A 19,521-nucleotide genomic window follows, 5' to 3' on the forward strand; every position below is an offset into this window, starting at 1 on the left:
GACCAGCTCCGACGACCCGAGCGCTCCCAGCAGAGCACGCCGATCAAAGGGGTCCCTTTTGGATGCCGATAGGGGGTCCCAGTCGAACGCCGATTGACAAACCAGAACATTGGCGTTTCTGTTAGCGGCTCGATGAGCGGTTCCGCAACCTCCAACAACACTGGGGGCGGCGCGCACAACAACGTGCAGCCAACGATTGTGCTGAATTACCTTCTGAGGATCATCTGATAGTGGCACGCAAGGTCAAGAAAGTCGGTATCCCTGCCCGCGCCAAGAAGTAAGGCCGCCTCTATGGCCTGTCATGGTTCACGGTGGCGGGCTGGATTAAGCGCCCCGCCTCAGTGTTAGTCTAGTATGGTCGAAATGATCCTCATACTGGCAACTGGCGGCATAACGGTGTGCGCGGCGATCATCGCCGCATTCGAGATCAAGGCAGCGATGGATCGTAGACGCCTGAAAAGGTAACGCCCCTCGCGCAACCCTTCCAATTCCTGAGGGAACGGTCGCACTCGAAATTCCAAGGGGATGTCGGGAAAGAGCCATGCCGCGTTGAAGGCATGGCTTGAGCTGATGGTTGAGCTTGCCGCGCCTTCCTCAGACGGGCCAGAGTCAAAGCCATGATGGGACATAATGGGAGAGGCCGCCCACTGAGGCGGCCTCGATTCATCTTGCGGTGGAGCTTTTCGATTAGCTTCCGCTGCTCCTCGATGTCCTCGCGAACCATCTGACGCATTTCCTCGTCCGGAGGCAGCTTCTCGCTGGCGGCGGGCTTCTTTGGCGGTTCCTTGTCTGTGATTTTAGCGCCTTTTGGAGCCTAGCACAGAAGGTTATTTGGGTGGCTGCAAGCCGGGGGAATTAATCCAGTTGCTAAGATGGGCACCGGTCTCTGCAATCCTGGCTCGCTTCAACAATCCCTCGCGTTCTCTACCTGCGGGTAATTGGCTGGCACGCTCCTTGAGCTTGGCGGCCTGTTCGGCCATCCGTTCTTCAAGGGAGCGGGTCTGCTTTATTCTGCGGCGACGCTCGGTCACGGCGCGCCTCCCATGAACATTGAAGATGACTCCAAAACGACGTTGCCAAAATTCGGTTCCGTGAGTGAAACTAGGACACTCCCCACTTGGGACACTAGGGGTTAAATACGGACAGTACCCCGCCCCTCGGGTGGGGGTCACGGCTAGCGGGGTCAAAAGCAAGGGCCGCTGCTCTGGAACAGCGGCCCTACCGGGTTATAATAAAATTCGGGATGAAAGGCGCCAGCCCCGGTGAAGGGATGGTCAATTGCGGTCGATGTTCCCGCACCATCAAATGTGAATCCCATGACATTTTGCTAGGAACGACCCCGGGCATCCGGGGGCTGGCCTGCGGACGCACCAGGGCCGCCCGACGCACCACCACGTACGCGGCGCGCCGCTGAATATCGTCGCCCTCAACACGTAGAGGCGGCGTCTCAAATGATATGCAACCAGATTAAATTCGACCGTGCGAGTTCTGCGGGCTTATCCCGATCAGAGGGAGTTCATAGCTCCCTTCCCATTGCTGGGTGCGTCCGGTTCTTCACCTTGATCCAGTGCTTCTGCCGGCCGCCACGATACGGCCGCTCGCGGTGCTTCGAAACCAAGCCCTCAAGGCCCATACGGCACGCCGCGCGGTACAAGTCAGGTCCGATCTCGCCGCGCTCGAAAGGAGCCACGGTGATGCCGTCCGGTCGTCGCGCCAGTAGCCTCTCCAGTTTTGTCTTCCGCAGGTGCAGCGGCAAATCGCGCAGGTCGTCGCCACCAAGAGCCAGCACGTCAAAAGCATAGAGCTGGACTTCATTATCGTGCTTGCGAGAGTGCAGGCCGTTGAAATCAGAGATGCCGTCGACGCCTAGGATCACGGCTTCACCATCGACGACGAAGTGCGTCTCCTGGTTCTTCAGCGCGGCCTCAGCGATCCAGGGATAGCGCTTGGTCCAGTCGGTCCCATTGCGAGACAGCAGACGCACGCGCTTGTCCTCCCGAATGACCAGCATTCGGTAGCCATCGTGCTTTACTTCATGGAGCCAGTCGGGCGCTGACGGGACCTGCTTGCCGGCGGTCGCCAGGCAGAGCTCGTACGCCATACGCATGGGCGAAAGATAAGGAAGTTCGGAGCTTTTTACGAGTCGGGAACAAGTGGCAATTTCGGCAATTGGGGTCTCTGCTCCGGTGTGCCCAAGAGCTCCGGAGCAGACCCTAGCGGCCTCGGCTGCGCCCAGCTGCTGAGGCCGCTTTTTTGTGGGCTACTGCCCCGTTGCCGCTGCCGTGATTTGGGAGTCTCCGCGGCCCGCGATAGTATGGCAGCCATTCTCACCTTTGGTTGTTTTTGGCCACGGAGCCGGAAAATGATTACCCCCGCAGCCTGCCAAGAAGCAGCAGAGCATTACAAAGCACTTTCCAGAGTACCGGGTATTTCCGCGGCTCGAATGTCCCTTTTGAAGAACATCGCGAGGAGCTTCGCCGGCTTAGCCACCCAGTTGGATAGACTAGCAGCACTCACGAGAGACGAAGGGCGGCGGCGTTAAACGATCCGCCTCACTTGGCTGCTTCAAGCGGACTCGAGATCGCGAGTTGCGGCGGCCTGCCGCTCGCGAAATCCGGCCTGACGTCGGCGCCCGCGTGGCCGTGCCGGCCGCGCAAATTGGTCTTGCGCATCTCCAGCGGCAGCGCGCGCAGGCCCTCGCCGCCCGCGAGCAGAGAAAGACACCACTCTGGTGGCTCTCGCAATTGAGGCCTTCAACGACTTGCTGAAGAAGCACCAGCGCGGCCGTTGAGACCGCCCCGCAGTCGGTTCTGCGGCAGCCGGCGGGAGAACGCACCGGCCGCGTCGGCGCGCGGCGAAGCGGCGGAAGGTGCTCAAAGGCTACTAGGAACCATCCAATAAAGGGGGAGTTCGTCCTCGAAGCACAATCCAAGAAGACAAGAGGGTGAGATGACGCGATCGGTGGAGGAGCTACGACGGGAGTCCGAACGTAACCGGGCGGAATTGGCGGCTACGGTGGAACGTCTCAAGCAGGGGATATCGGACACGACGCGGGATCTGGGTCACATGGTCTCGCCTCAACACGTTAAATCGGAAATGTCGGGCTACGTGAGCGACAAGGCCCAAGGCTGGGTCGAGGGGCTTAAACAGCAGGCGATGGATAACCCGATGCGCGCGGTCGCTGCCGGTACCGCCATAGCTGTGCCGCTGCTGCGACTGGCAAAAGGCGTGCCTCTGCCGCTGCTCATGATTGCTGCAGGCCTCGCTCTTACCTCCAAGACAGTGCGCGACCGGGCTGCTGGAGCGATATCGCCCGTGATGGATGGTGCCGGTCGGGTCATCGACCAGACTGCCGACAGAGTTCAGGAAGTGAGAAGTGGGGCGCAGGCGAAAATCTCCGAGTCCCAAGGACGTGCCGCTGGCGCAGTCAACGATGCGATAAATTCGGCCAAGACAGCCGCCCAAGACCTCAAGACCCGAGCGACGGAGACCGCAGGGACGATCGGTGACAAGATCACGGACGGGATGGACTCCATCAAGGATTCGGCCTCCGCCGCTCCGGAACAGGCACGTCAGATCATCAGTGACAACGCCGCGCTGATCGGAGGACTCGGTATCGCCATTGGCGCCATTATCGCGGCCGCCCTTCCCCAAACGAAGTTCGAAGACCGGGCCGCAGGGCCGGCGAGCGACAGCCTAAAGCGCGCTGCAGGCGAGGCCGCTCAGTCGGGATTCGAGGCAGCAAAGGATGCCACGTTGTCTGCGGCCGATGCCGCGACAAGAAGCGTGAGTGACGCTGACCTTGGGCGGCATGCAAGTCGAATGACCCGTAACCTGGCGGACAACCTCAAGGAAGCGGCCGCCGAGGTTGTTGACGCAGCATTCAGCCCTTCCCCAAAATCGAGCACTTGAGAGGCAAAGCATGAGCGATTCAGATGTGGTCAAACCGACCAACTTCAACAAAGGCAAGAGCAGCTCCTCCACGGGTCTGAAGGACCAGATCAGCGACGCAGGGGCCGAGATGAAGCAGCGAGCAGGGGAGGCCCTGCAGGCATCGGCGGACATGGCTCGGGACAAGTTCGGCGAAGCCGCCGATGCAGCCAAGAATGTAGCGAGCGGCACCGTCGACCAAGTTCAGGAACGGGCCCGGGAGCAGCAACAGACCGGTGCCGATTTCATCGAGCGCTTGGCGGGTAACTTCCGCCAGGCTGCCGGCGCATTCGAAACTGACGTGCCATTCGCCGCACGGGGAATCAATTCAGCGGCGGACTATGTGGAAGAAGCAGCTGCGAAGGTCCGCGATGGCAGCTTCCGGGAACTCGTCGATGGTGCGACCGATTTTGCGAAGCGGCAACCGGCGGCATTTCTCGGCTTATCTGTCTTGGCGGGCTTCGCGGCTGTGCGGTTCCTGAAGGCGTCTGGCGGGTCGTCGAGCTCGCCGCAGTCGAACTCGGGGACAGGCGAGAAAGCCGGCGGCTCCGGAGCCCGCACGGCGTATGCAGGCGGCTTCGGTTCGCAAGCCTCTGCTGGATACACCACGGGACAGCGGCAGAATCCTACTTCGGGCGGGGGCGGTGCATCATGAGCATCAAGCGCGACATCGAAACCGGGAAAAGCGATCTTTACAACGTCTCGGGCCTCGTCGGCGACGCTATGGCTCAGGTCGCGAAGCTTTTTCAGAATGAGGTCGATCTGGCGAAGGCCGAACTTGCCGAAAAGGTGCAAAAGCTCGGCGGAGCGTTGGGACTTCTGGTCGGTGGCGCGGTTCTGGTCATCCCCGCCATCGTGATGGCGCTGTTCGCGTTGTCATCAGCGTTGATAAGTGCCGGTTGGTCACCAGCATTGGCTTACCTGACATCGGCGATCGTCGCCGCCGCCATATCGGGCACTCTGTTTGCCGTCGGCATGAAGCGGTTGGACGCACGCACCCTCACGCCGCGGGAAACAATCCGCCAGCTCGAAAAGGACAAAGATACCGTGAAGGGAATGGTGCGATGAGCAGTGCGCAAACCGGTTTTTTTGACAGTCTACTCGCTGCCGCTAGAGAGAACCCGCTTTCCGCGGCGCTTATCGGAGGCGGAGCACTCTGGCTGCTTGTCGGCGACGAGAAACTGAAGGGCGCTGCGCAATCCGCCGCCAACGTCGCATCCGGTGTGGTCGATAGCGGCGCCAGCAATTTGAGGGCCGCAGCCTCGGGATTGCAGCGGACCGCGGCGCCGCCGACCGCACCTGAGATGGATCATGAAGGGGGCGTGGCCGGGAATTCACGCGAGGCAGCGCAAACGCCAACCGAGTCGATGTCTGAAGCAGTAGACGGAGTACGCGACCGGTTTGACGAGGGCGTTGCTTACGCCCGCGAACAGTTTGCTAAGATGGGCAATCCTCTGCCAGGGGGAGATACCTTAACGAAAGTGCAGTCGTCGCTCGGCGACCTGATGGAGCGCCAGCCGCTGGTCATCGGCGCGATCGGTTTGGCGATCGGTGCTGCTCTCGCAGGCGCGTTCAGAACGACCCAGACTGAAGACGACTACATCGGCGGGGTCAGCGACGAAGTGAAGAATGACCTGAGCAGACGCGGTACCGCTGTATCGAAAGCGCTGCGCGAAGCTGCTGATACGATCGCAGCCGAAGCGAGTGACATCGGAGCAGAAGCGGTCGATCGCATGAAGCAGGCGGGAACTGATGCCGCTCACGCTGCCAAGGAAAAGAGCAAGCAGAAGCAGTTGTGAGGGAGGGGCCGGTGGGCCCTCTCACGCGCTACTGCCCGTGGAGTTAGGAGTTGAACATGCGCCGCGGAATGCTTTGATGCCGGCTTTTAGGCAGCTCGCGAATTGATGGCGAAGCGAGGGCTGGGAAGTTTCCGGGGATTGTCTTTAGAGCAAGGAGCCGCAGATGGGTGAGGAACGAAAATCATCAAAAGCGGGGGAACGGGCCGCTCAGGGCTTGCGCGAAGCAGCTTCCAAGGAAGAAGCGAAAAACGAGAGCAAGATGGGGGACGATCTAGCTAGGGGCGCTGATCGTTTCGAAGAACGCTCTAAAAGCTCGGATGGAAAAACCGCAGAAGAGAAACAAAAAGATTAGATCCAAGCAGAAGACCCCTCGTCGCGACTTCCTGACGAGAGGCCTCCACAACTGGAGGCCTGTTACTCACGAAGGATAGATCTGCCCTCTCTAAAAGAGCGCGGTTAGACTCCTCTTAGGGCTTGGTAGTCGCCGACCTCCGCAGCGGCATTACCTTGTTTGCAGCCGTTGTCGGCGACCGCGAGGCCCTCCAGCGAGACCGCGTGCGCCTGCTGCACCGCGCCGCCCGGGCGAACGGACGCCGCTTCTCCGGCAGGTAGCGCGTGATCTCCGGAGAGCCATCGCGTTCAGGACCCGGTGCGGAGAGACGCCGCCCTTGCGGGCCATCTCGACGCCCCAGTGCATGTGATGGAGCTCGGGGATGGCTGAGGTGATGGCAGTCCTGCGCGCCCTGCGAGGAACGGCGTCACTGTCGGCTCGTTGGCGGCTGTGGGCGCAGGTTCAGGAGCCATCGCGATGTTGGAAACGAATGACCTGCTGGTGAACTGTCCTCGTTGCGGCGCGTGGCCGATGGCCGTCAGCTCCGGGAAGGATATGTCCGCGCAGCGCGAGATCGCCTTCAAATGTCCGAAGTGCGGCAGCGAGGAAAGCGGGCGGTTCCGTCGCGGGGTCCTCTCGCCGGTTTCGGCTCCTGGCGGTCGCGATGCCGCCTGAGCCGGCGCTGAAGGACGGATGACGCACGTGCGGCCGCGCGGGCGACACCACGTCTGCGCGGTTTGCGACGTCGACCTGCTGCACCGCAAGCGGGCCGACAGTCCATTGGGCCTCCCGCCAAGTAGTCCGGCGGGAGTCCGGCTCTAGCAGAGCCCCGTGGTCTGCCTCATCGTCCGCGCGAGATCCTCTTCTAGGAAAGGCTTGCAAAGGATTGGATGGCCGTGGCCATCGCCCTCTCGCCCCGACAACAGCAGGATTAGGAGGTCCGGCCGCAGATCCGCCGCCTTGTCCGCCAGTTCGTAGCCGTTCATTCCAGGCATGTTGAGGTCGGTGATGAGGACCTCGATCTCTCGGTTTTCGGACAGGAGTGCCAGCGCTTCGCCGCCGCTGCCGGCAGACACCACGTCGCACCCGAGATCCTCCAGCATCAGGGTCGTCACATCGAGTACCGACGGCTCGTCGTCGACGACGAGGACTACGCGGGCCATGCCAACCTCCAGCACCTGCTCTCCGGCCAACGCTGCGCCAATCCGGCCGTTCCCCGCCTCCCGCGCAGGGCTGGCCGGCTGACGGCCCTCGAACTTGACGTGGTAGCCGGTACGGCAGGGCCGCCGCCGGGGGAACGGCAGGCCGTCCGGGGACTTGATCCACCGGACCATTTCTGTTCGGAGATCGATCATGAAAGCAATTCTGGCCGCGGCGTGCGTCCTTGCGCTCGCCTCCATTTCGCCGGCGGAAGCCAAGGGCTGCATCAAGGGCGCCATCGTCGGCGGCGTCGCGGGCCACATGGCCGGACACGGCAAGCTCGGAGCTGCCGCCGGCTGCGCCATCGGCCATCACGAGGCCAACAAGCAGACCAATCCGAACAACTCGAACGCCCAGGCGCCGGCGCCTCAGAAGTAGCGCCCGAAATGGCGAGCCGCCGCCATGAAGATCCGGGCGCATTCGGAGAGTCACATCGTCGAGCTCGACGACGGCTCGCGCTGGCAGATCTTTCCGGGCGATCTCGATCTGACGCTGAACTGGAAGCCGGAGACGGCCATCGTCGTCGCTCCGGCCGAAGACGATCGCGCCTCGCATGTGCTGATCGGCGGCGGGGGCAGGGTGCGCGTCGTTCCTGAAGGCGAAAGCTGGCCCGCGCGTGAGGTCAAGAACGCGCTCAAGGACGGTTAGACCCGTCGATCGAGGTAGCCCCTAAGTGAACATCCGGAATTTCGCGGAGACGCCTGCTGCCGCATAGTCTGGGCATGACGCAGCCGGCCCTCTTTAAATGAACGTGCAGCACGAGGTGCACGACCGTTCGACGTCCTTGGCAGCGAAGATGCACGTCTCTGTATGCTGCCCTGCCTGCGGCTCACTTCATGTGGTCAACACGACATCAGGCAAGCTGCTCGGCGATCGGAGTGGCCCGCAGGCGCATGCCAAGGGCCCCGCCTGACTGAGGGTGGTCGTTCCGGGAGATTTCGGCAACGATGCCCCGAGGCGGCGTGCGCATTGGCTGGTCCAACGCGGCGGGCATGGGATCACCTGCCCGGAGCGGAGCAGCGGAACGTTCCCCCGGTGCGGCGGTTGGTGGCGATCGATTGAGGTTGCCAATGAAAGCAGCCATCGCGCGCCGGCGTTCGCGAGCACCCGTGGAAATCTCGGCCGGGACCTTCCTGGCGATGGTGTGCGCCGCGCTGGCTCTGTTGTGCCTCACGTCGCGCAGCGCCGCGGCGGACTGAGGCCGCTCCGATGCGAATCGCCCAGATCGCGCCGCTCGCGGAGAGCGTTCCCCCGAAGCTCTATGGCGGCACTGAAAGGGTCGTCGCCTGGCTCGTGGACGAGCTCGTCGAGCTCGGCCATGACGTGACCCTGTTTGCGAGCGGGGACTCCACCACGCGCGCAGAACTTCATCCGGTCTGGCCTCGCGCGCTGCGCCTGGGCCGTCCCCGCGTCGACCCGAATCTGGCCGCTGCGCTTCTGTTGGAGGCGATCTCCCGGCGTGCCCGGGAGTTCGACGTCATCCATTCGCATATCGATTGGCTGCACCTGCCGGTGCTGACGAGCCGTGGAATTCCGTTCGTCACCACCATGCACGGACGCCTGGATCTGCCCGGCATTCCCGAGGCGCTTCGTGAATTTCCGGACGCGTGCTTCGTCTCGATCTCCGATCACCAGCGCACCCCGATCCGAAGCGCGAATTGGTGCGGCACCGTCTATCACGGTCTGCCGGCGGGCCAGTTCCGTCCGTCATACGAACGGGGATCCTATCTGGCATTTCTCGGACGGCTCACGGCCGAGAAGGGACCGGAGGACGCCATCCGGATCGCCCGCGCCGCCGGGATGCCTTTGCGGATCGCGGCGAAGGTCCCGGGAGGAGAGGCGGCCTATTTCAAGAAGAATATCGAGCCTCAGATCGATGGAGCCGAGGTCCAGCTCGTCGGCGAGGTCGACGAGCGCGGAAAGCAGCCGTTTCTGTCGGGCGCTGCGGCCCTGCTGTTTCCGATCAAGTGGCCTGAGCCCTTCGGCCTGGTCATGATCGAGGCGATGGCCTGCGGCACGCCGGTGATCGCGTATCGGGCCGGATCGGTGCCGGAGGTCATGGATGAAGGCGTCACGGGCTTCATCGTCGAAAGCGAGGAGGACGCGGTCAGGGCCGTGAAGAACCTGGCCCGCATCGACCGGCGAACCGTGCGAGAGCGGTTCGAGGAACGCTTCACGTCGGAACGGATGGCACGCGCATATGTGCGGCACTACCAGAAGCTCGCCAGTATCGTCCCGCAGGTCGCCGCCGAACACCTCGGTACGCCCGCGTCTCCGCTCGCCCGGTGAGCGGCGCTGTTCAGCACGTCCGGCTACGGCTCGATAGAAGGAGGATTGCATGCGCCACCAGGAAAAGCGAGCGGCACCCGCGGCGGTGGTTCGCGTCCATCGCAAACAAGGCCTCCGAGGCGGCCGGCCGTGCATCGACCTTTGTTCTGGCCTGCGCGGTAGTTGTGATTTGGGCAATCACTGGACCTCTCTTCCACTTCTCGGACACTTGGCAGCTCGTCATCAACACAGGCACGACCATCGTGACCTTTCTGATGGTCTTCGATACAGAACTCCCAAAACCGGGACAGCGCTGCGATCCAGGTCAAGTTGGACGAGCTCATCCGGACCGGTAGCGTCCAAAATTCCTTCGTCGGCATCGAGCATCTCTCGGCCGACGAATTGGAGGAGTTGCAGCACCCGCTGCCAGGAGCGCGCCAAGGCGGTGGGGGCGGAGAGAAGAAGCTCAGGCAGACGCCGCCCACTCAGATCCCAGAACGATGCTGACGGCTAATAGCCCAGCGCAAAGAAGCGGCCTCGCCGCCACGGCAGGAACGCGCGAGGCAACGCGAAGCTCGAGTCGAAGGTAGCCGCAATCCGCGCTTCCGAATTGCTTCAGAGGAGGATTCACCATGAGGTCCATTGCGAGCGCGCTGGTCTTTGCTCTGGCGCTTTCCGCCCCCGTCGCACTTGCCCAGACCACGAAGCCGGACGTCTCCGGCGCTCCGAGTGCGCAGAACTCGGGTGCCGGCATAGCCGGCCAGGCGGGCAACAAGAATGGTCCGGCGGCAAAGGCGGGAGAGACCGTCGGCTCCGGCTCGACACTCAACCAGCAGAATCCCACGGTGCAGCAGCAGGACACGTCCAACATCAAGGGGCTGCCTGGCAACAAGAGCGGCCCGCCGGCCAAGAAGCCGGATCAGCAGTGACGTTGAAGCGAGGCGGTTGGCGTCGGAGGATTCCGCTAGTGCGGTGACGTCCGATTTCCGCCGCCGAGCTCTTTCACCATCCGCACGATCTCGTCCGGATGGAAGGGCTTCCTCAAGGTGCGGCTGCCCGGCACGGGGCGCGGTGTAGTGGGGGAGAAGCCGGTGGCGTAGATGACCGGCAAGTCCGGGTCGTGTTCGCGGCAACGCTCCGCGATCTGCCATCCGTCGACGTCCCCCGGCAGCCGGATGTCCGTGACGAGAACGTCCGCCGCGTGCCGCTTGCACCAGGCCAGCGCCTCCTCGCCCGTGCTCGCATGGATGACGTGATAGCCGGCGTCGCGCAGGGCTTCGACGACGAATTCGCGGATGAGAGGATCGTCCTCAACGAGAAGCACGCTCACTGGTCGCTCATCACGATGGCATTTGCTACGCAATGTCGAACGGCCCAAGCTGGTGGTCGTTCCCGGGGGCGATGGGGACAGCCGCATCGCGAGAGCGCCGCGCCGGAGTGGCGATGGGCGGCGCGCACCGGCCTCGTGGTCCGCATTCCTACGGACCGGACGCCACTTGCGGTTAACCGCGGTCGGCTACGATATTCCGTGTCATGGGCAGAGATTACGATCCTCGGTCGCAAGCGGAAGCGGCGATGAAGGAAGCCGTGCGCGCGGACGGCTTCGAGCGGCAGCGCTGGATCCAGATTGCGCAAGCTTGGCTCGAGATCGCCCGCATTCGTCCCGGCACCCACGGCGCGTCCGAGCAGCCGCTGGTCTAGTCCGTTTGCTCCGGGCATTCGGGGCAGGTGTCCCCGATCGATTCCAGGACATCGCGAACTTCGGCGGCGGCTTCATCCGGAGAGATGCCTTCCGGCGGATTCAGGCGGGCGATGTGGCTGGCCCGCTCGCGGGCGTGCGGATCGGCCCGCTCCTGCATCCACCCGTGCTCGTCGCATTCGCGGATGGCGCCGGCCTCCTGCAGCACAAAGATCGCCCAGCCGCGCAGTGTCCGGATCGCCGGCCGTTGTTCCTTCATCATCAGCATCGACATCGCTCCTGCCGGGACGAATCCTTGTGTCCCGCCTTTCGTTCCGGGCGGTTAGCACGCAGCAGGGATTCGCAATCGGCAGAGCAAAGGCTTGTCCACGTGTTCCGCAGCGCCTGTGCAGAACGCTACGTCGCCGGCGCGGGATCTTCCTTGACGCCGCGGGCGACGATCCGGAGCGTCCCGTCCGGCAGCGGCCGCTGAAGCTTCAGCGCTTCTTCCGCCGGCGCGGTCATCCAGGTCTCCACCTCTTCGGGCGTGGTCAGGATCACGGGCATGGCCTTCGGGTGGATGGCGAAGACCTCGGCATTCGCCTCGGTCGTCAGGGACGCATAAAGGTCGTTGGTCGTCTCGCCTTCCTTGACCTTCCGGACGGACGTCCACTCGGTCCAGATTCCGGCGAAGCAAGCGAGCGGGCGGGTCTCGTCGAGCGCGAACCAGACGTCTCCTCCTTCGGCCTTGTTGAACTCGCTGAAGGAGTTGAACGGCACCACGCAGCGGTGCTCGGCCCCCAGCCAGCGCGTCCAGTGTTTGCTCTTCACGTTCCGGATGTTAGTCGTGCCGCCGTCGGGCTCCAGCCGGAGCAATTCCTTGAAATCCACCGTCTTGCCCTTGGCCTGTAGCTTCTCGGTGCGCTTCTTCGTCGCGTCTATGAGCGCTTTCGACGACGACGGCATACCCCAGCGGGCAAGCGCGAGCTCCCGGCCGTCGGCTCCGGTCCGGATGATCAGCGCCTTGTAATCCGGAAACACGCCGGGCATCGGGGCGAGGTTGCCGACGTACTGGTTGACGACGCGGAACAGCGCCGAGATGGCAGCTTGGTTGGTCGTGATCGAGTACAAATTGCACATTCGTCAGGTCTCCGCAGCGGCCTGGCGAGGGCGCTGCGCCAACTGTAGCAGTGTGGCGGCAGGCCGGCGATTGGCCTTGGCGCACTTGCTGCAGCGGAGCCTGCTCGCTAGATCGTGGACGAAGGTTGTCGGGAGATGTCCACTTGTTCTGGCGGGACGTTGCCGGCGATTCACAAGCTGGCCTGACTTGACCGACTTGCCCGTTGGTGCGCCTATTAGGTTCTCAGATGGTCGATTGGCAATGAGGCGGGCCATGCGCAAAATGCTACGTTGGTTGTTGTTCGGCGGTACGGCATTGTCGACGATTGTACCTGCAACAGCGCAAACCTACGATCCCAAGTATCCGGTTTGCTTGCAAAGGTGGGTCTGGGGTGGCAGCACATATTTCGAGTGCAAATTTACGTCTTGGGATCAGTGTAAAGCAGCGGCGGCGGGACTGCCCGCCATGTGCTTGAACAATCCGTATTGGCCCCAAGCGTATTCCCGTTCCCAGAGTGGCCGCGCCAGATGATGGTGCTGCGTCGCCCCAGTGTTGCTTGACGACAATTGCAGTTTTATCACACCGCGGCGGCACGGATCATTGCCGCCCTTCGAACGTTCTGCCCTCCGCGATATTTCACGCTGAACGAAACTGCGACTGATCAAAGTTCCATGCGCAAGCAAGTGCAAGATCCTTGCACTCAATCCCGCAAACCTGATGCGCGCCGTCTGACGCGGCGGCAGAACGGCCGGTTCGGCGAGAGCTTCCGGGTGACCACGCGACGGAGGCCATTATGGATCAGGTGCGGAATATTAGGGCGGGGAACGGCTGAGCGCGTCGCAACCTGCTTTCAGTTCAAGGCTACATCGCTCCAGAGGGCGGACGAATACTAGCGCCTTCACAATCGAGCAAGCCTACCCTCCCTGTTCGCTCAAGAGTTTGACGAGCGGCACGCCGTGCTGATGCAAATGTGCGGCATCACTTTCGCCACGATCATTGCGGCTGCCGAGCAAAACACGACCGTCCTGAAAGCCGAAGTTAAATACGACTACAAGCACCTGCCGAATCTGGACGTCGAGGAGCTACGACAGACCTCAGCTAAAAGAATCCAACAAAAGCCGATCAAGCGAGGGCAGCTTCGCGACGATTCGTCAGGGGCATAGCCTGAAGGTCATAGGTGCAAATCCTGTCCCTGCAACCAACGCTTCCCTAGACTCTAGGGTTCAGCCGCCCTCTCGGAAATCCTGAGCAGGGCGGCGAGTTGGCCGTTAATGTCGATCTGCACGGGAAAAAGAGCGTTTAAATTCGTTTGGCGCTGTCCTGAAGGACTGTACAAACGTAACCCGACCTCGCGCCATTTTCAGGATGCAAGTCCATGCCAGATGAATTCACGTTTCAACGTTCGAAGCGTCTCACCGAGCTTTACGCTCGATTTCGCCAAGAGCTGGATTCCAGCGCGGTAGGCGGTTGCTTCATGCCCTACTCTTGGTGGACCCTTCCTGATCCGTTGCCGGTTGCCTGGTTGGCGTACAGCCTGATGTTGCAGGAGTATGCATCGGAGCTCGCGAACATCATCAACGACCTGGCCCATCACGTGCACCGGCTGCGGGGGCCACGGTCACAGCTCCTTTATCGGACGACGAGAAGCTTGAAGTTGCGCATGAATTTATTGGTATGCTGGGCACAGTCGCACTTGGCCACCCCTATGCAATCAAGTCGCGTTTTGCGTATGCGGCAGGGCACCTCTGTCACCAAGCAAACCGAGCCAAGAGCCCAGCGACCTGGGAAGACAATTTCCCGCTAAAAAACCTCTACCTCAACGACATCGAACCGTATTGCAAAGGGTGGAAGAAATACCGCCGCTTTAAGCTCCGCGTCGAACTGATCGCAGGCAGAGCGTTCAACGAGGAGTCAGATAATTTCCGACACAACTACAACCATGGATTCTCGTCCCGGTTTATGATCGGACTGACAGGAACGGTTAGCAGAACCGAGGGGGCGGCTGGTAGCATCAGGTACACGTTCGGAGGCAATGAGCCGCTCGATCTGGCTGAGATGGCTGACCTCCTCGAAAAGGAGCGCGACCAATGTTATCTCGCCTTCGTGCATTTCAGAAGCTGGTCGAGGAGGAGATTGCAGCAATACGGGCTTACGAGGCGAGCTCGCTGTAAACATGGTTCAGCAGATTCTGAGCGCAGCCGCTCGCCATCTGCAGCGCCTTAGCCTTTCGTCCCATCAAGGAAATTGTTGAGTAGGTTACAGCCCGGCTTTATTTACGCCCGGCTACAACCTAGAGTCACGGGCATTCAAGGGGGCATGAATGCTGACGAAGTTTATTTCCATCAAGAATATCGGGCGGTTTCGCAATTCCGCCGGTTCTCCAAATCCGCAATTGTTTAAGCATACGTTCATTTCGGGCGCCAACGGGTTTGGCAAAAGCACGCTGTGTGCCGTCCTGCGCTCCCTTCACACCGGGCAGTCCGATCAACTCATCGGCCGAAAATCGCTCGGGACCACGGAGGCCAGCAAGGTCGAACTTCTGTTTGATACGGGGGTCATCCGGTTCGATGGGGGGCGCTGGAGCGAAGCCAAGCCCTCCTTCGGCATCTTTGATGGCCTCTTTGTCGCAGAGAACGTTCACGCCGGTGAAGTCGTTGATGTTGCCCAGAAGCGGAACCTCTACCGGATCATCGTAGGAAGCGCCGGGGTCGGGCTGGCCGAACGCGACTCCGAGCTTGCCGCAGACAGTCGCGCCAGGACCACCGAGATTTCTGCTTCAACAAGGAGCTTACAGCCGCATCTCGGCACGGGAATGTCACTTGAGACATTCCTGAATCTGGAGGCTCAGGCGGACATCGACGCCGAAATTGACAGGCAAGAAGTCGAAGTGGCAGCCCTCTCTCAGATCGACACGATCCTTGCGCGCCCGGAATTGTCGACGTTCGACCTTCATATGATGCCATCGGGAATACAGGAAACGCTGCGCCGAACGCTTGATGGAATTGCCGATGATGCGGAGCGGATGATCGAAAAGCACTTCGCCGCTCACAACATGAAGAACGGTGGCGGCAACTGGGTGTCGACCGGCTTGAATTTCGCCAATGATGACTGTCCTTTTTGCGGGCAGGGGATCGCCGGGCTACCGCTTGTAAAAGCTTTCCGCGCCGTTTTCAGCGACGAATACGCTCGGCTGCACAAGGACGTATCGGCTCTGCGAGAGCGTACTGCGTCGGATTTCGGGGGAGGCTTCATCGCGACCCAGGCCGCAAAGGCTGAGCGCAACAGTTCCGGCGGCGAATTCTGGAAGGAGTACCTTGCGTTTGAGTGGGACAGCCTCAAGCTGCCGCCGGCATTTGAGGACGCGGTCCGAAACCTTCGCCAAGCACTGCTTGACCTGCTTGATCGTAAGGCGCGCGCTCCCTTGGAGGTGGTTGACATTCCTCCCACTTGCGAAGCTGCCGTTGAATCCTATCGCAAGGTTTTTGAAGATCTGGCCGAACTTAATGCAAGAGTCGCGCGGGCAAACGCTGCGATCGTCGCCAAGAAACAGGAGCTTGGCACGGCTGATCTTGAAGGGGCGAAGCGGCGTTTAAGCCACCTTGAGGCCGTGAAGGCCCGCCATACGCCGACCATTTTGACACTGTGCGACGAACACAACAGGTTGGTGGCAGAAAAGACGGCCATTGATGAAGAACGAGGTGCGATCCGGGCTGAACTCAACGAACATACAAGAACTGTCGTTGCGCCTTACCAGAACCGCATCAACGACCTTCTCGACCTGTTCAACGCCGGATTCAGAATCGCGCAAACCACCCACAGTTATCCAGGCGGTATCGCGAGCACATCGTATCAGCTCGTCATCAACGGCACCCCCGTTGACGTTGGCGGCAGCCGTACCCCGGAAACGCAACCGAGCTTCAAGAATACCCTCAGTGCCGGGGACAAGATGACCTTGGCTCTATCATTCTTCCTGGCGGGTCTGGAGCAGGATGCCGACCTAGCTTGTCAATCGGCTTCCAACTTTGACCCCTCATCGGCGTCCAATTTTGACCCCTTCGCGCGGCGGGTTTTGCTGGTAGCGCTCGTCTCGTCGGAGCTGGCCGGGATAGCGGAGGCGAGACGAGCGCGGGTGGCGTGATCGTCGTCTCGGCTCTTGAACCGCCAGCTATCGTTGCCGGTCTCGACGATGTCGCAGTGATGGGTCAATCGGTCGAGCAGCGCGGTGGTCATTTTGGCGTCGCCGAACACGCTCGGCCATTCGCCGAAAGCGAGATTGGTGGTCACGATGACGGAGGCGCGCTCATAGAGCCGGCTGACGAGGTGGAAGAGAAGCTGGCCACCGGACTGGGCGAAGGGCAAATAGCCGAGTTCATCCAGCACGATGAAGTCCATCCGGGTCAGATGCTCGGCGAGCCGTCCTTGCCGTTTGGCCGCGGCTGCACCTGCCGCTCGTACTCGAAGGAGGTCTCTCCCGACCTCAGCACCTTCCGAACCGTGTTCCGCGACACCTTCAGGTCACGGGCAATCTCCTTGATCGTCTTGCCCTTGATGAAGTGCTCGCGCCTAATCCGGGCAATCGTCTCCACGATCAGCATCCCCCACCACCTGCTTCGTTCCAAAGCAGGCAGCGCAACAGACCAATCTGTAGGGGGTCAATTTTGGACGCCGATCCCCCTGCTTAGGGGGTCAATATTGCAGGCCGAATGACAAACCGACCGGCTGCGTGCCGTACAGGCGCAATCGGAGGCTCGTGCCGCCGCCCAGCGCAAGACTGACATGCAACAACTCGCTGGCCGGTTCGAGGATGCGGTCGGAGAGATCATCGAGACGCTGTCGTCATCCTCGACCGAACTCGAGGCGGCCGCCAAGACTCTGAGCAGGACGGCCGAGAGCACCCAGCAGCGCTCCGGCATGGTCGTCGCGGCTTCAGAGGAAGCCTCGACCAACGTTCAATCGGTTGCTTCCGCGACCGAAGAGATGAGTTCATCAGTCACTGAAATCAGCCGCCAGGTGCAGGACGCAGCCAGGATTGCCGGCGCGGCAGTGGACCAGGCACAGAAAACCAACGATCGTGTCAACAAGCTGTCACAGGCGGCAACCCGCATTGGCGACGTGGTCGAACTGATCAATACGATCGCAGGACAGACTAACCTTTTGGCGCTGAACGCGACGATCGAAGCGGCGCGGGCCGGCGAGGCCGGACGCGGCTTCGCTGTCGTTGCTTCCGAAGTCAAGGCGCTCGCCGAACAGACCGCGAAGGCGACTGGGGAGATCAGTCATCAGATCACCGATATACAGGCGGCCACCCCGGATTCCGTCGTCGCGATCAAGGAAATCAGCGGCACGATCGGCCGGATCTCGGAAATTTCCTCCGCAATCGCATCCGCGGTCGAGGAACAGGGCGCGGCCACGCAAGAGATATCGCGCAACATCCAGCAGGCTGCGCAAGGTACCCATGAGGTCGCCTCCAATATCACGGAGGTGCAGCAGGGAGCCACGGAAACCGGTTCAGCCTCATGTCAGGTGCTCGCTTCGGCGCAAACGTTGTCAAACGACAGCGCGAGGTTAAAGACAGAGGTCGAGAAGTTCCTGACCACCGTACGCGCAGCTTGAGGTGCCTCTATGACAAGCACCTCAACATCAGCGAGTTACGCTGGCGTGGTCGCAGCCACAATCCGTGATGGGGCCTCCGAGTGGGCGGCTGCCAACATCGTCCCGCTGCCATTCAGTCGAGAGCGGTACCTGATTGTCCAGACCAGAACGGACTGCGAATTGCTGCGACGGAACGTCAATGTCGTTATCGAGTGCCTTAGAGCTCTCAATGGCCTGCTTGAAGGTGTGGATGACAGGTCGATACGTGAGGAATCTCAATCTCGGGTGGCGCGGCTGAACGAGCTGCTCGTGCTTCGGCTTGATCAGCTAACCGCCGCGGATCGCTTGCTGCAGGAGATGCTCCCTTACACCTGACCAGGACAGATTGTGCAGCACAATGGGCGCGTACGTTCGTCTTTCGACACCTCGATCTAGGTCTCGATAACATCGTGCCCCGTCGCGCGGAGCGCCGCAAGGAGACCGCTCGGCACCGCATACAGGAATAGGCGACGCGAACGAGATTACTTGATGCCAGGTAGCCCGCCGTCGCGAAGTCGCGCTTTACTGACCATGGCATCCTCGATCATGGATGCCAGCGCACCTTTATAGCTCGGGTTGGGCGCTAGAGACTGCCGCAGCAATGGCGCGCTCGACCTCTGAAGCCAACACGCTCAGGTGATCGGCAAGCCTCGCGAACAATTCTCTTTTTTGCAGGTCTATGACATCGCTGATCGATTTGCAGTCGGCGGCATCGTTGCGGAGCTTCTTCAACTGCTCATGCATCTCCCTCATCTTCTGTGTGCCCCGTCGGCACCCTCTGTTTCATTCAGTCGAGTTGATGGAGACGATCCTCGTCGTTGAGGACGACCCTGACCTCAGGACTTACGTCGCAGACGTATTGCGGGATCTCAACTACCGCGTTTTATCGGCCGGTACGGCGCAAGCTGCGCTGACCATCCTTTTACAACAAGATGAGCAGGTGAATCTGCTCCTCACAGACGTCGTGATGCCCGGCATAAACGGCCGTGAATTGGGCCGATGAGCCCGACAGATAAGACCAGAGCTTAAAATACTTTACATGACGGGTTATTCTCGAAATGCGGTCGTCTACCAAGGGCGGCTCGATGAAGGCGTTGATCTTCTGGAAAAGCCGGTTACCCAAGCGAAGTTGGCTCTCAAAGTTCGCGAAATGCTGGATCGGTCTGGCTCCTCTGTCTTGACCTAAGCCACTCGGGAGGGCGCGTCTGTCACAACGCCGGGCACTTCAACCAATATCGGCGGTTTCGGCCAGCCCTTGAGGCCATAGAGCGGCACTGCGAGGAGGCCGCCACAGCTCGCGCAGACCAGTTCATCTAGCTCAAGCAACCGGGCATCTACGCCACACCATCGGGCCATGCCCGACCGCGACAAAGAGCCTGTAAGAAAGCCAAGCCGTCTTGGTTGGACCAGGCGCGGCGCATCATCGAAGAGTACGGCGCCGACCTGCGGAGGATCACCAGAAGCTGTGTCGTAAGCTGAACTAGGGCCTCAGGTTGGCGACTCCTTCCAGCCACGTGTACTTCCGCTGTTGGCCCGACTCGGACCTCCGGCGCTGTCCGCCTTC

Annotated in this window: 24 protein-coding genes and 4 pseudogenes; 18 read left to right on the forward strand and 10 right to left on the reverse strand. The window is 61.3% G+C overall.

Annotated features, from left to right (window positions below):
• Positions 1-827 precede the first annotated feature (827 nt).
• The 3 genes from IVB12_RS10630 to IVB12_RS10640 form a co-directional block, all read right to left on the reverse strand.
• A complete protein-coding gene (locus IVB12_RS10630; RefSeq protein WP_247298850.1) occupies positions 828-1,031 on the reverse strand; it encodes a hypothetical protein in 204 nt (67 codons plus the stop codon).
• Positions 1,032-1,516: 485 nt separating this feature from the next.
• Positions 1,517-2,107, reverse strand: a complete 591-nt coding sequence (locus tag IVB12_RS10635; RefSeq protein WP_247298597.1) for an RNA ligase family protein — start codon at positions 2,105-2,107, stop codon at positions 1,517-1,519.
• A gap of 445 nt (positions 2,108-2,552) precedes the next feature.
• Positions 2,553-2,744 carry a hypothetical protein gene (locus IVB12_RS10640; RefSeq protein WP_247298600.1) on the reverse strand — a complete coding sequence of 64 codons (192 nt, stop codon included), beginning with the start codon at positions 2,742-2,744 and terminating at the stop codon, positions 2,553-2,555.
• Between the two features lie 205 nt (positions 2,745-2,949).
• On the opposite strand from IVB12_RS10640, the gene IVB12_RS10645 reads away from it, so the two are divergent.
• The 5 genes from IVB12_RS10645 (at position 2,950) to IVB12_RS10665 (ending at position 6,081) form a co-directional block, all read left to right on the forward strand.
• Positions 2,950-3,912 (forward strand): DUF3618 domain-containing protein, encoded by a 963-nt coding sequence (locus tag IVB12_RS10645; protein WP_247298603.1) that lies wholly within the window; start codon positions 2,950-2,952, stop codon positions 3,910-3,912.
• A 10-nt stretch (positions 3,913-3,922) separates the two neighbouring features.
• Complete coding sequence (locus tag IVB12_RS10650) at positions 3,923-4,585, forward strand: hypothetical protein (protein WP_247298606.1); 663 nt, start codon at positions 3,923-3,925, stop codon at positions 4,583-4,585.
• A complete protein-coding gene (locus IVB12_RS10655; RefSeq protein WP_247298609.1) occupies positions 4,582-4,998 on the forward strand; it encodes a phage holin family protein in 417 nt (138 codons plus the stop codon). Before IVB12_RS10650 ends, IVB12_RS10655 begins: the two co-directional genes overlap by 4 nt.
• On the forward strand, positions 4,995-5,729 hold the full coding sequence (locus IVB12_RS10660) for a hypothetical protein (protein ID WP_247298611.1): 735 nt from the start codon (positions 4,995-4,997) through the stop codon (positions 5,727-5,729). Before IVB12_RS10655 ends, IVB12_RS10660 begins: the two co-directional genes overlap by 4 nt.
• Before the next feature lie 163 nt (positions 5,730-5,892).
• Positions 5,893-6,081 (forward strand): hypothetical protein, encoded by a 189-nt coding sequence (locus IVB12_RS10665; protein ID WP_247298614.1) that lies wholly within the window; start codon positions 5,893-5,895, stop codon positions 6,079-6,081.
• A gap of 797 nt (positions 6,082-6,878) precedes the next feature.
• Here the strand turns inward: IVB12_RS10665 and IVB12_RS10670 are convergent.
• On the reverse strand, positions 6,879-7,415 hold the full coding sequence (locus IVB12_RS10670; protein WP_247298617.1) for a response regulator: 537 nt from the start codon (positions 7,413-7,415) through the stop codon (positions 6,879-6,881).
• On the opposite strand from IVB12_RS10670, the gene IVB12_RS10675 reads away from it, so the two are divergent.
• From IVB12_RS10675 to IVB12_RS10695, 6 genes and pseudogenes are all read left to right on the forward strand, one after another.
• On the forward strand, positions 7,414-7,638 hold the full coding sequence (locus IVB12_RS10675; protein WP_247298620.1) for a hypothetical protein: 225 nt from the start codon (positions 7,414-7,416) through the stop codon (positions 7,636-7,638). The two genes, IVB12_RS10670 and IVB12_RS10675, sit on opposite strands and share 2 nt — an antisense overlap.
• A gap of 24 nt (positions 7,639-7,662) precedes the next feature.
• Positions 7,663-7,908 carry a hypothetical protein gene (locus IVB12_RS10680; RefSeq protein ID WP_247298622.1) on the forward strand — a complete coding sequence of 82 codons (246 nt, stop codon included), beginning with the start codon at positions 7,663-7,665 and terminating at the stop codon, positions 7,906-7,908.
• A gap of 422 nt (positions 7,909-8,330) precedes the next feature.
• Positions 8,331-8,459 carry a hypothetical protein gene (locus IVB12_RS38155; RefSeq protein WP_256467105.1) on the forward strand — a complete coding sequence of 43 codons (129 nt, stop codon included), beginning with the start codon at positions 8,331-8,333 and terminating at the stop codon, positions 8,457-8,459.
• A gap of 10 nt (positions 8,460-8,469) precedes the next feature.
• The gene (locus tag IVB12_RS10685) at positions 8,470-9,549 is read left to right on the forward strand and encodes a glycosyltransferase family 4 protein (protein ID WP_247298625.1); all 1,080 of its coding nucleotides are present in this window, start codon (positions 8,470-8,472) and stop codon (positions 9,547-9,549) included.
• A 44-nt stretch (positions 9,550-9,593) separates the two neighbouring features.
• Positions 9,594-10,042: pseudogene (locus IVB12_RS10690) on the forward strand (low affinity iron permease family protein).
• A gap of 118 nt (positions 10,043-10,160) precedes the next feature.
• Entirely contained in the window at positions 10,161-10,457 is a 297-nt protein-coding gene (locus tag IVB12_RS10695) for a hypothetical protein (protein WP_247298628.1), read from the forward strand.
• 35 nt (positions 10,458-10,492) lie between these two features.
• On the opposite strand, the gene IVB12_RS10700 is transcribed toward IVB12_RS10695, so the two are convergent.
• A complete protein-coding gene (locus IVB12_RS10700; RefSeq protein ID WP_247298630.1) occupies positions 10,493-10,858 on the reverse strand; it encodes a response regulator in 366 nt (121 codons plus the stop codon).
• A gap of 245 nt (positions 10,859-11,103) precedes the next feature.
• On the opposite strand from IVB12_RS10700, the gene IVB12_RS38160 reads away from it, so the two are divergent.
• Positions 11,104-11,229 carry a hypothetical protein gene (locus IVB12_RS38160; RefSeq protein ID WP_256467106.1) on the forward strand — a complete coding sequence of 42 codons (126 nt, stop codon included), beginning with the start codon at positions 11,104-11,106 and terminating at the stop codon, positions 11,227-11,229.
• Here IVB12_RS38160 and IVB12_RS10705 read toward each other — a convergent pair.
• Complete coding sequence (locus IVB12_RS10705; RefSeq protein WP_247298633.1) at positions 11,226-11,495, reverse strand: hypothetical protein; 270 nt, start codon at positions 11,493-11,495, stop codon at positions 11,226-11,228. The genes IVB12_RS38160 and IVB12_RS10705 overlap by 4 nt on opposite strands.
• A 128-nt stretch (positions 11,496-11,623) precedes the next feature.
• Positions 11,624-12,346, reverse strand: a complete 723-nt coding sequence (locus IVB12_RS10710; protein WP_247298636.1) for an SOS response-associated peptidase family protein — start codon at positions 12,344-12,346, stop codon at positions 11,624-11,626.
• A 262-nt stretch (positions 12,347-12,608) separates the two neighbouring features.
• On the opposite strand from IVB12_RS10710, the gene IVB12_RS10715 reads away from it, so the two are divergent.
• The 4 genes from IVB12_RS10715 (at position 12,609) to IVB12_RS10730 (ending at position 16,464) form a co-directional block, all read left to right on the forward strand.
• A complete protein-coding gene (locus IVB12_RS10715; RefSeq protein ID WP_247298847.1) occupies positions 12,609-12,857 on the forward strand; it encodes a DUF3551 domain-containing protein in 249 nt (82 codons plus the stop codon).
• Positions 12,858-13,282: 425 nt separating this feature from the next.
• Entirely contained in the window at positions 13,283-13,489 is a 207-nt protein-coding gene (locus IVB12_RS10720) for a hypothetical protein (protein ID WP_247298639.1), read from the forward strand.
• Between the two features lie 511 nt (positions 13,490-14,000).
• Complete coding sequence (locus IVB12_RS10725) at positions 14,001-14,549, forward strand: hypothetical protein (RefSeq protein WP_247298642.1); 549 nt, start codon at positions 14,001-14,003, stop codon at positions 14,547-14,549.
• A gap of 97 nt (positions 14,550-14,646) precedes the next feature.
• Positions 14,647-16,464 (forward strand): AAA family ATPase, encoded by a 1,818-nt coding sequence (locus IVB12_RS10730; RefSeq protein ID WP_247298645.1) that lies wholly within the window; start codon positions 14,647-14,649, stop codon positions 16,462-16,464.
• Positions 16,465-16,472: 8 nt separating this feature from the next.
• Here the strand turns inward: IVB12_RS10730 and IVB12_RS10735 are convergent.
• Both IVB12_RS10735 and IVB12_RS10740 read right to left on the reverse strand, forming a co-directional pair.
• A pseudogene (locus tag IVB12_RS10735) lies at positions 16,473-16,745 on the reverse strand (ATP-binding protein); the annotation flags it as partial.
• 14 nt (positions 16,746-16,759) lie between these two features.
• Positions 16,760-16,921, reverse strand: a pseudogene (locus IVB12_RS10740) (helix-turn-helix domain-containing protein); the annotation flags it as partial.
• Between the two features lie 112 nt (positions 16,922-17,033).
• Between IVB12_RS10740 and IVB12_RS10745 the strand changes: the two are divergent.
• Positions 17,034-17,939, forward strand: a pseudogene (locus IVB12_RS10745) (methyl-accepting chemotaxis protein); the annotation flags it as partial.
• A gap of 582 nt (positions 17,940-18,521) precedes the next feature.
• Here the strand turns inward: IVB12_RS10745 and IVB12_RS10750 are convergent.
• Entirely contained in the window at positions 18,522-18,701 is a 180-nt protein-coding gene (locus IVB12_RS10750; RefSeq protein WP_247298647.1) for a hypothetical protein, read from the reverse strand.
• 55 nt (positions 18,702-18,756) lie between these two features.
• On the opposite strand from IVB12_RS10750, the gene IVB12_RS10755 reads away from it, so the two are divergent.
• Positions 18,757-18,960 carry a response regulator gene (locus IVB12_RS10755; protein ID WP_247298649.1) on the forward strand — a complete coding sequence of 68 codons (204 nt, stop codon included), beginning with the start codon at positions 18,757-18,759 and terminating at the stop codon, positions 18,958-18,960.
• Positions 18,961-19,521 lie beyond the last annotated feature (561 nt).

Origin of the sequence: Bradyrhizobium sp. 179 (assembly GCF_023073535.1) — a bacterium.
In the GTDB taxonomy this organism is placed as follows: Bacteria; Pseudomonadota; Alphaproteobacteria; order Rhizobiales; family Xanthobacteraceae; genus Bradyrhizobium.

Bases quoted from the DNA above. Each gene is read 5' to 3' on its own strand.
- IVB12_RS38155 (WP_256467105.1), top strand. From the start codon at position 8,331: ATGAAAGCAGCCATCGCGCGCCGGCGTTCGCGAGCACCCGTGGAAATC.
- IVB12_RS10650 (WP_247298606.1), top strand. From the start codon at position 3,923: ATGAGCGATTCAGATGTGGTCAAACCGACCAACTTCAACAAAGGCAAG.
- IVB12_RS38160 (WP_256467106.1), top strand. From the start codon at position 11,104: ATGAAGGAAGCCGTGCGCGCGGACGGCTTCGAGCGGCAGCGCTGGATC.
- IVB12_RS10660 (WP_247298611.1), top strand. From the start codon at position 4,995: ATGAGCAGTGCGCAAACCGGTTTTTTTGACAGTCTACTCGCTGCCGCT.
- IVB12_RS10675 (WP_247298620.1), top strand. From the start codon at position 7,414: ATGAAAGCAATTCTGGCCGCGGCGTGCGTCCTTGCGCTCGCCTCCATT.
- IVB12_RS10680 (WP_247298622.1), top strand. From the start codon at position 7,663: ATGAAGATCCGGGCGCATTCGGAGAGTCACATCGTCGAGCTCGACGAC.
- IVB12_RS10725 (WP_247298642.1), top strand. From the start codon at position 14,001: ATGCTGGGCACAGTCGCACTTGGCCACCCCTATGCAATCAAGTCGCGT.
- IVB12_RS10695 (WP_247298628.1), top strand. From the start codon at position 10,161: ATGAGGTCCATTGCGAGCGCGCTGGTCTTTGCTCTGGCGCTTTCCGCC.
- IVB12_RS10665 (WP_247298614.1), top strand. From the start codon at position 5,893: ATGGGTGAGGAACGAAAATCATCAAAAGCGGGGGAACGGGCCGCTCAG.
- IVB12_RS10655 (WP_247298609.1), top strand. From the start codon at position 4,582: ATGAGCATCAAGCGCGACATCGAAACCGGGAAAAGCGATCTTTACAAC.
- IVB12_RS10685 (WP_247298625.1), top strand. From the start codon at position 8,470: ATGCGAATCGCCCAGATCGCGCCGCTCGCGGAGAGCGTTCCCCCGAAG.
- IVB12_RS10635 (WP_247298597.1), bottom strand. From the start codon at position 2,107: ATGCGTATGGCGTACGAGCTCTGCCTGGCGACCGCCGGCAAGCAGGTC.
- IVB12_RS10670 (WP_247298617.1), bottom strand. From the start codon at position 7,415: ATGATCGATCTCCGAACAGAAATGGTCCGGTGGATCAAGTCCCCGGAC.
- IVB12_RS10730 (WP_247298645.1), top strand. From the start codon at position 14,647: ATGCTGACGAAGTTTATTTCCATCAAGAATATCGGGCGGTTTCGCAAT.
- IVB12_RS10645 (WP_247298603.1), top strand. From the start codon at position 2,950: ATGACGCGATCGGTGGAGGAGCTACGACGGGAGTCCGAACGTAACCGG.
- IVB12_RS10715 (WP_247298847.1), top strand. From the start codon at position 12,609: ATGCTACGTTGGTTGTTGTTCGGCGGTACGGCATTGTCGACGATTGTA.
- IVB12_RS10705 (WP_247298633.1), bottom strand. From the start codon at position 11,495: ATGCTGATGATGAAGGAACAACGGCCGGCGATCCGGACACTGCGCGGC.
- IVB12_RS10755 (WP_247298649.1), top strand. From the start codon at position 18,757: ATGGAGACGATCCTCGTCGTTGAGGACGACCCTGACCTCAGGACTTAC.
- IVB12_RS10710 (WP_247298636.1), bottom strand. From the start codon at position 12,346: ATGTGCAATTTGTACTCGATCACGACCAACCAAGCTGCCATCTCGGCG.
- IVB12_RS10750 (WP_247298647.1), bottom strand. From the start codon at position 18,701: ATGCATGAGCAGTTGAAGAAGCTCCGCAACGATGCCGCCGACTGCAAA.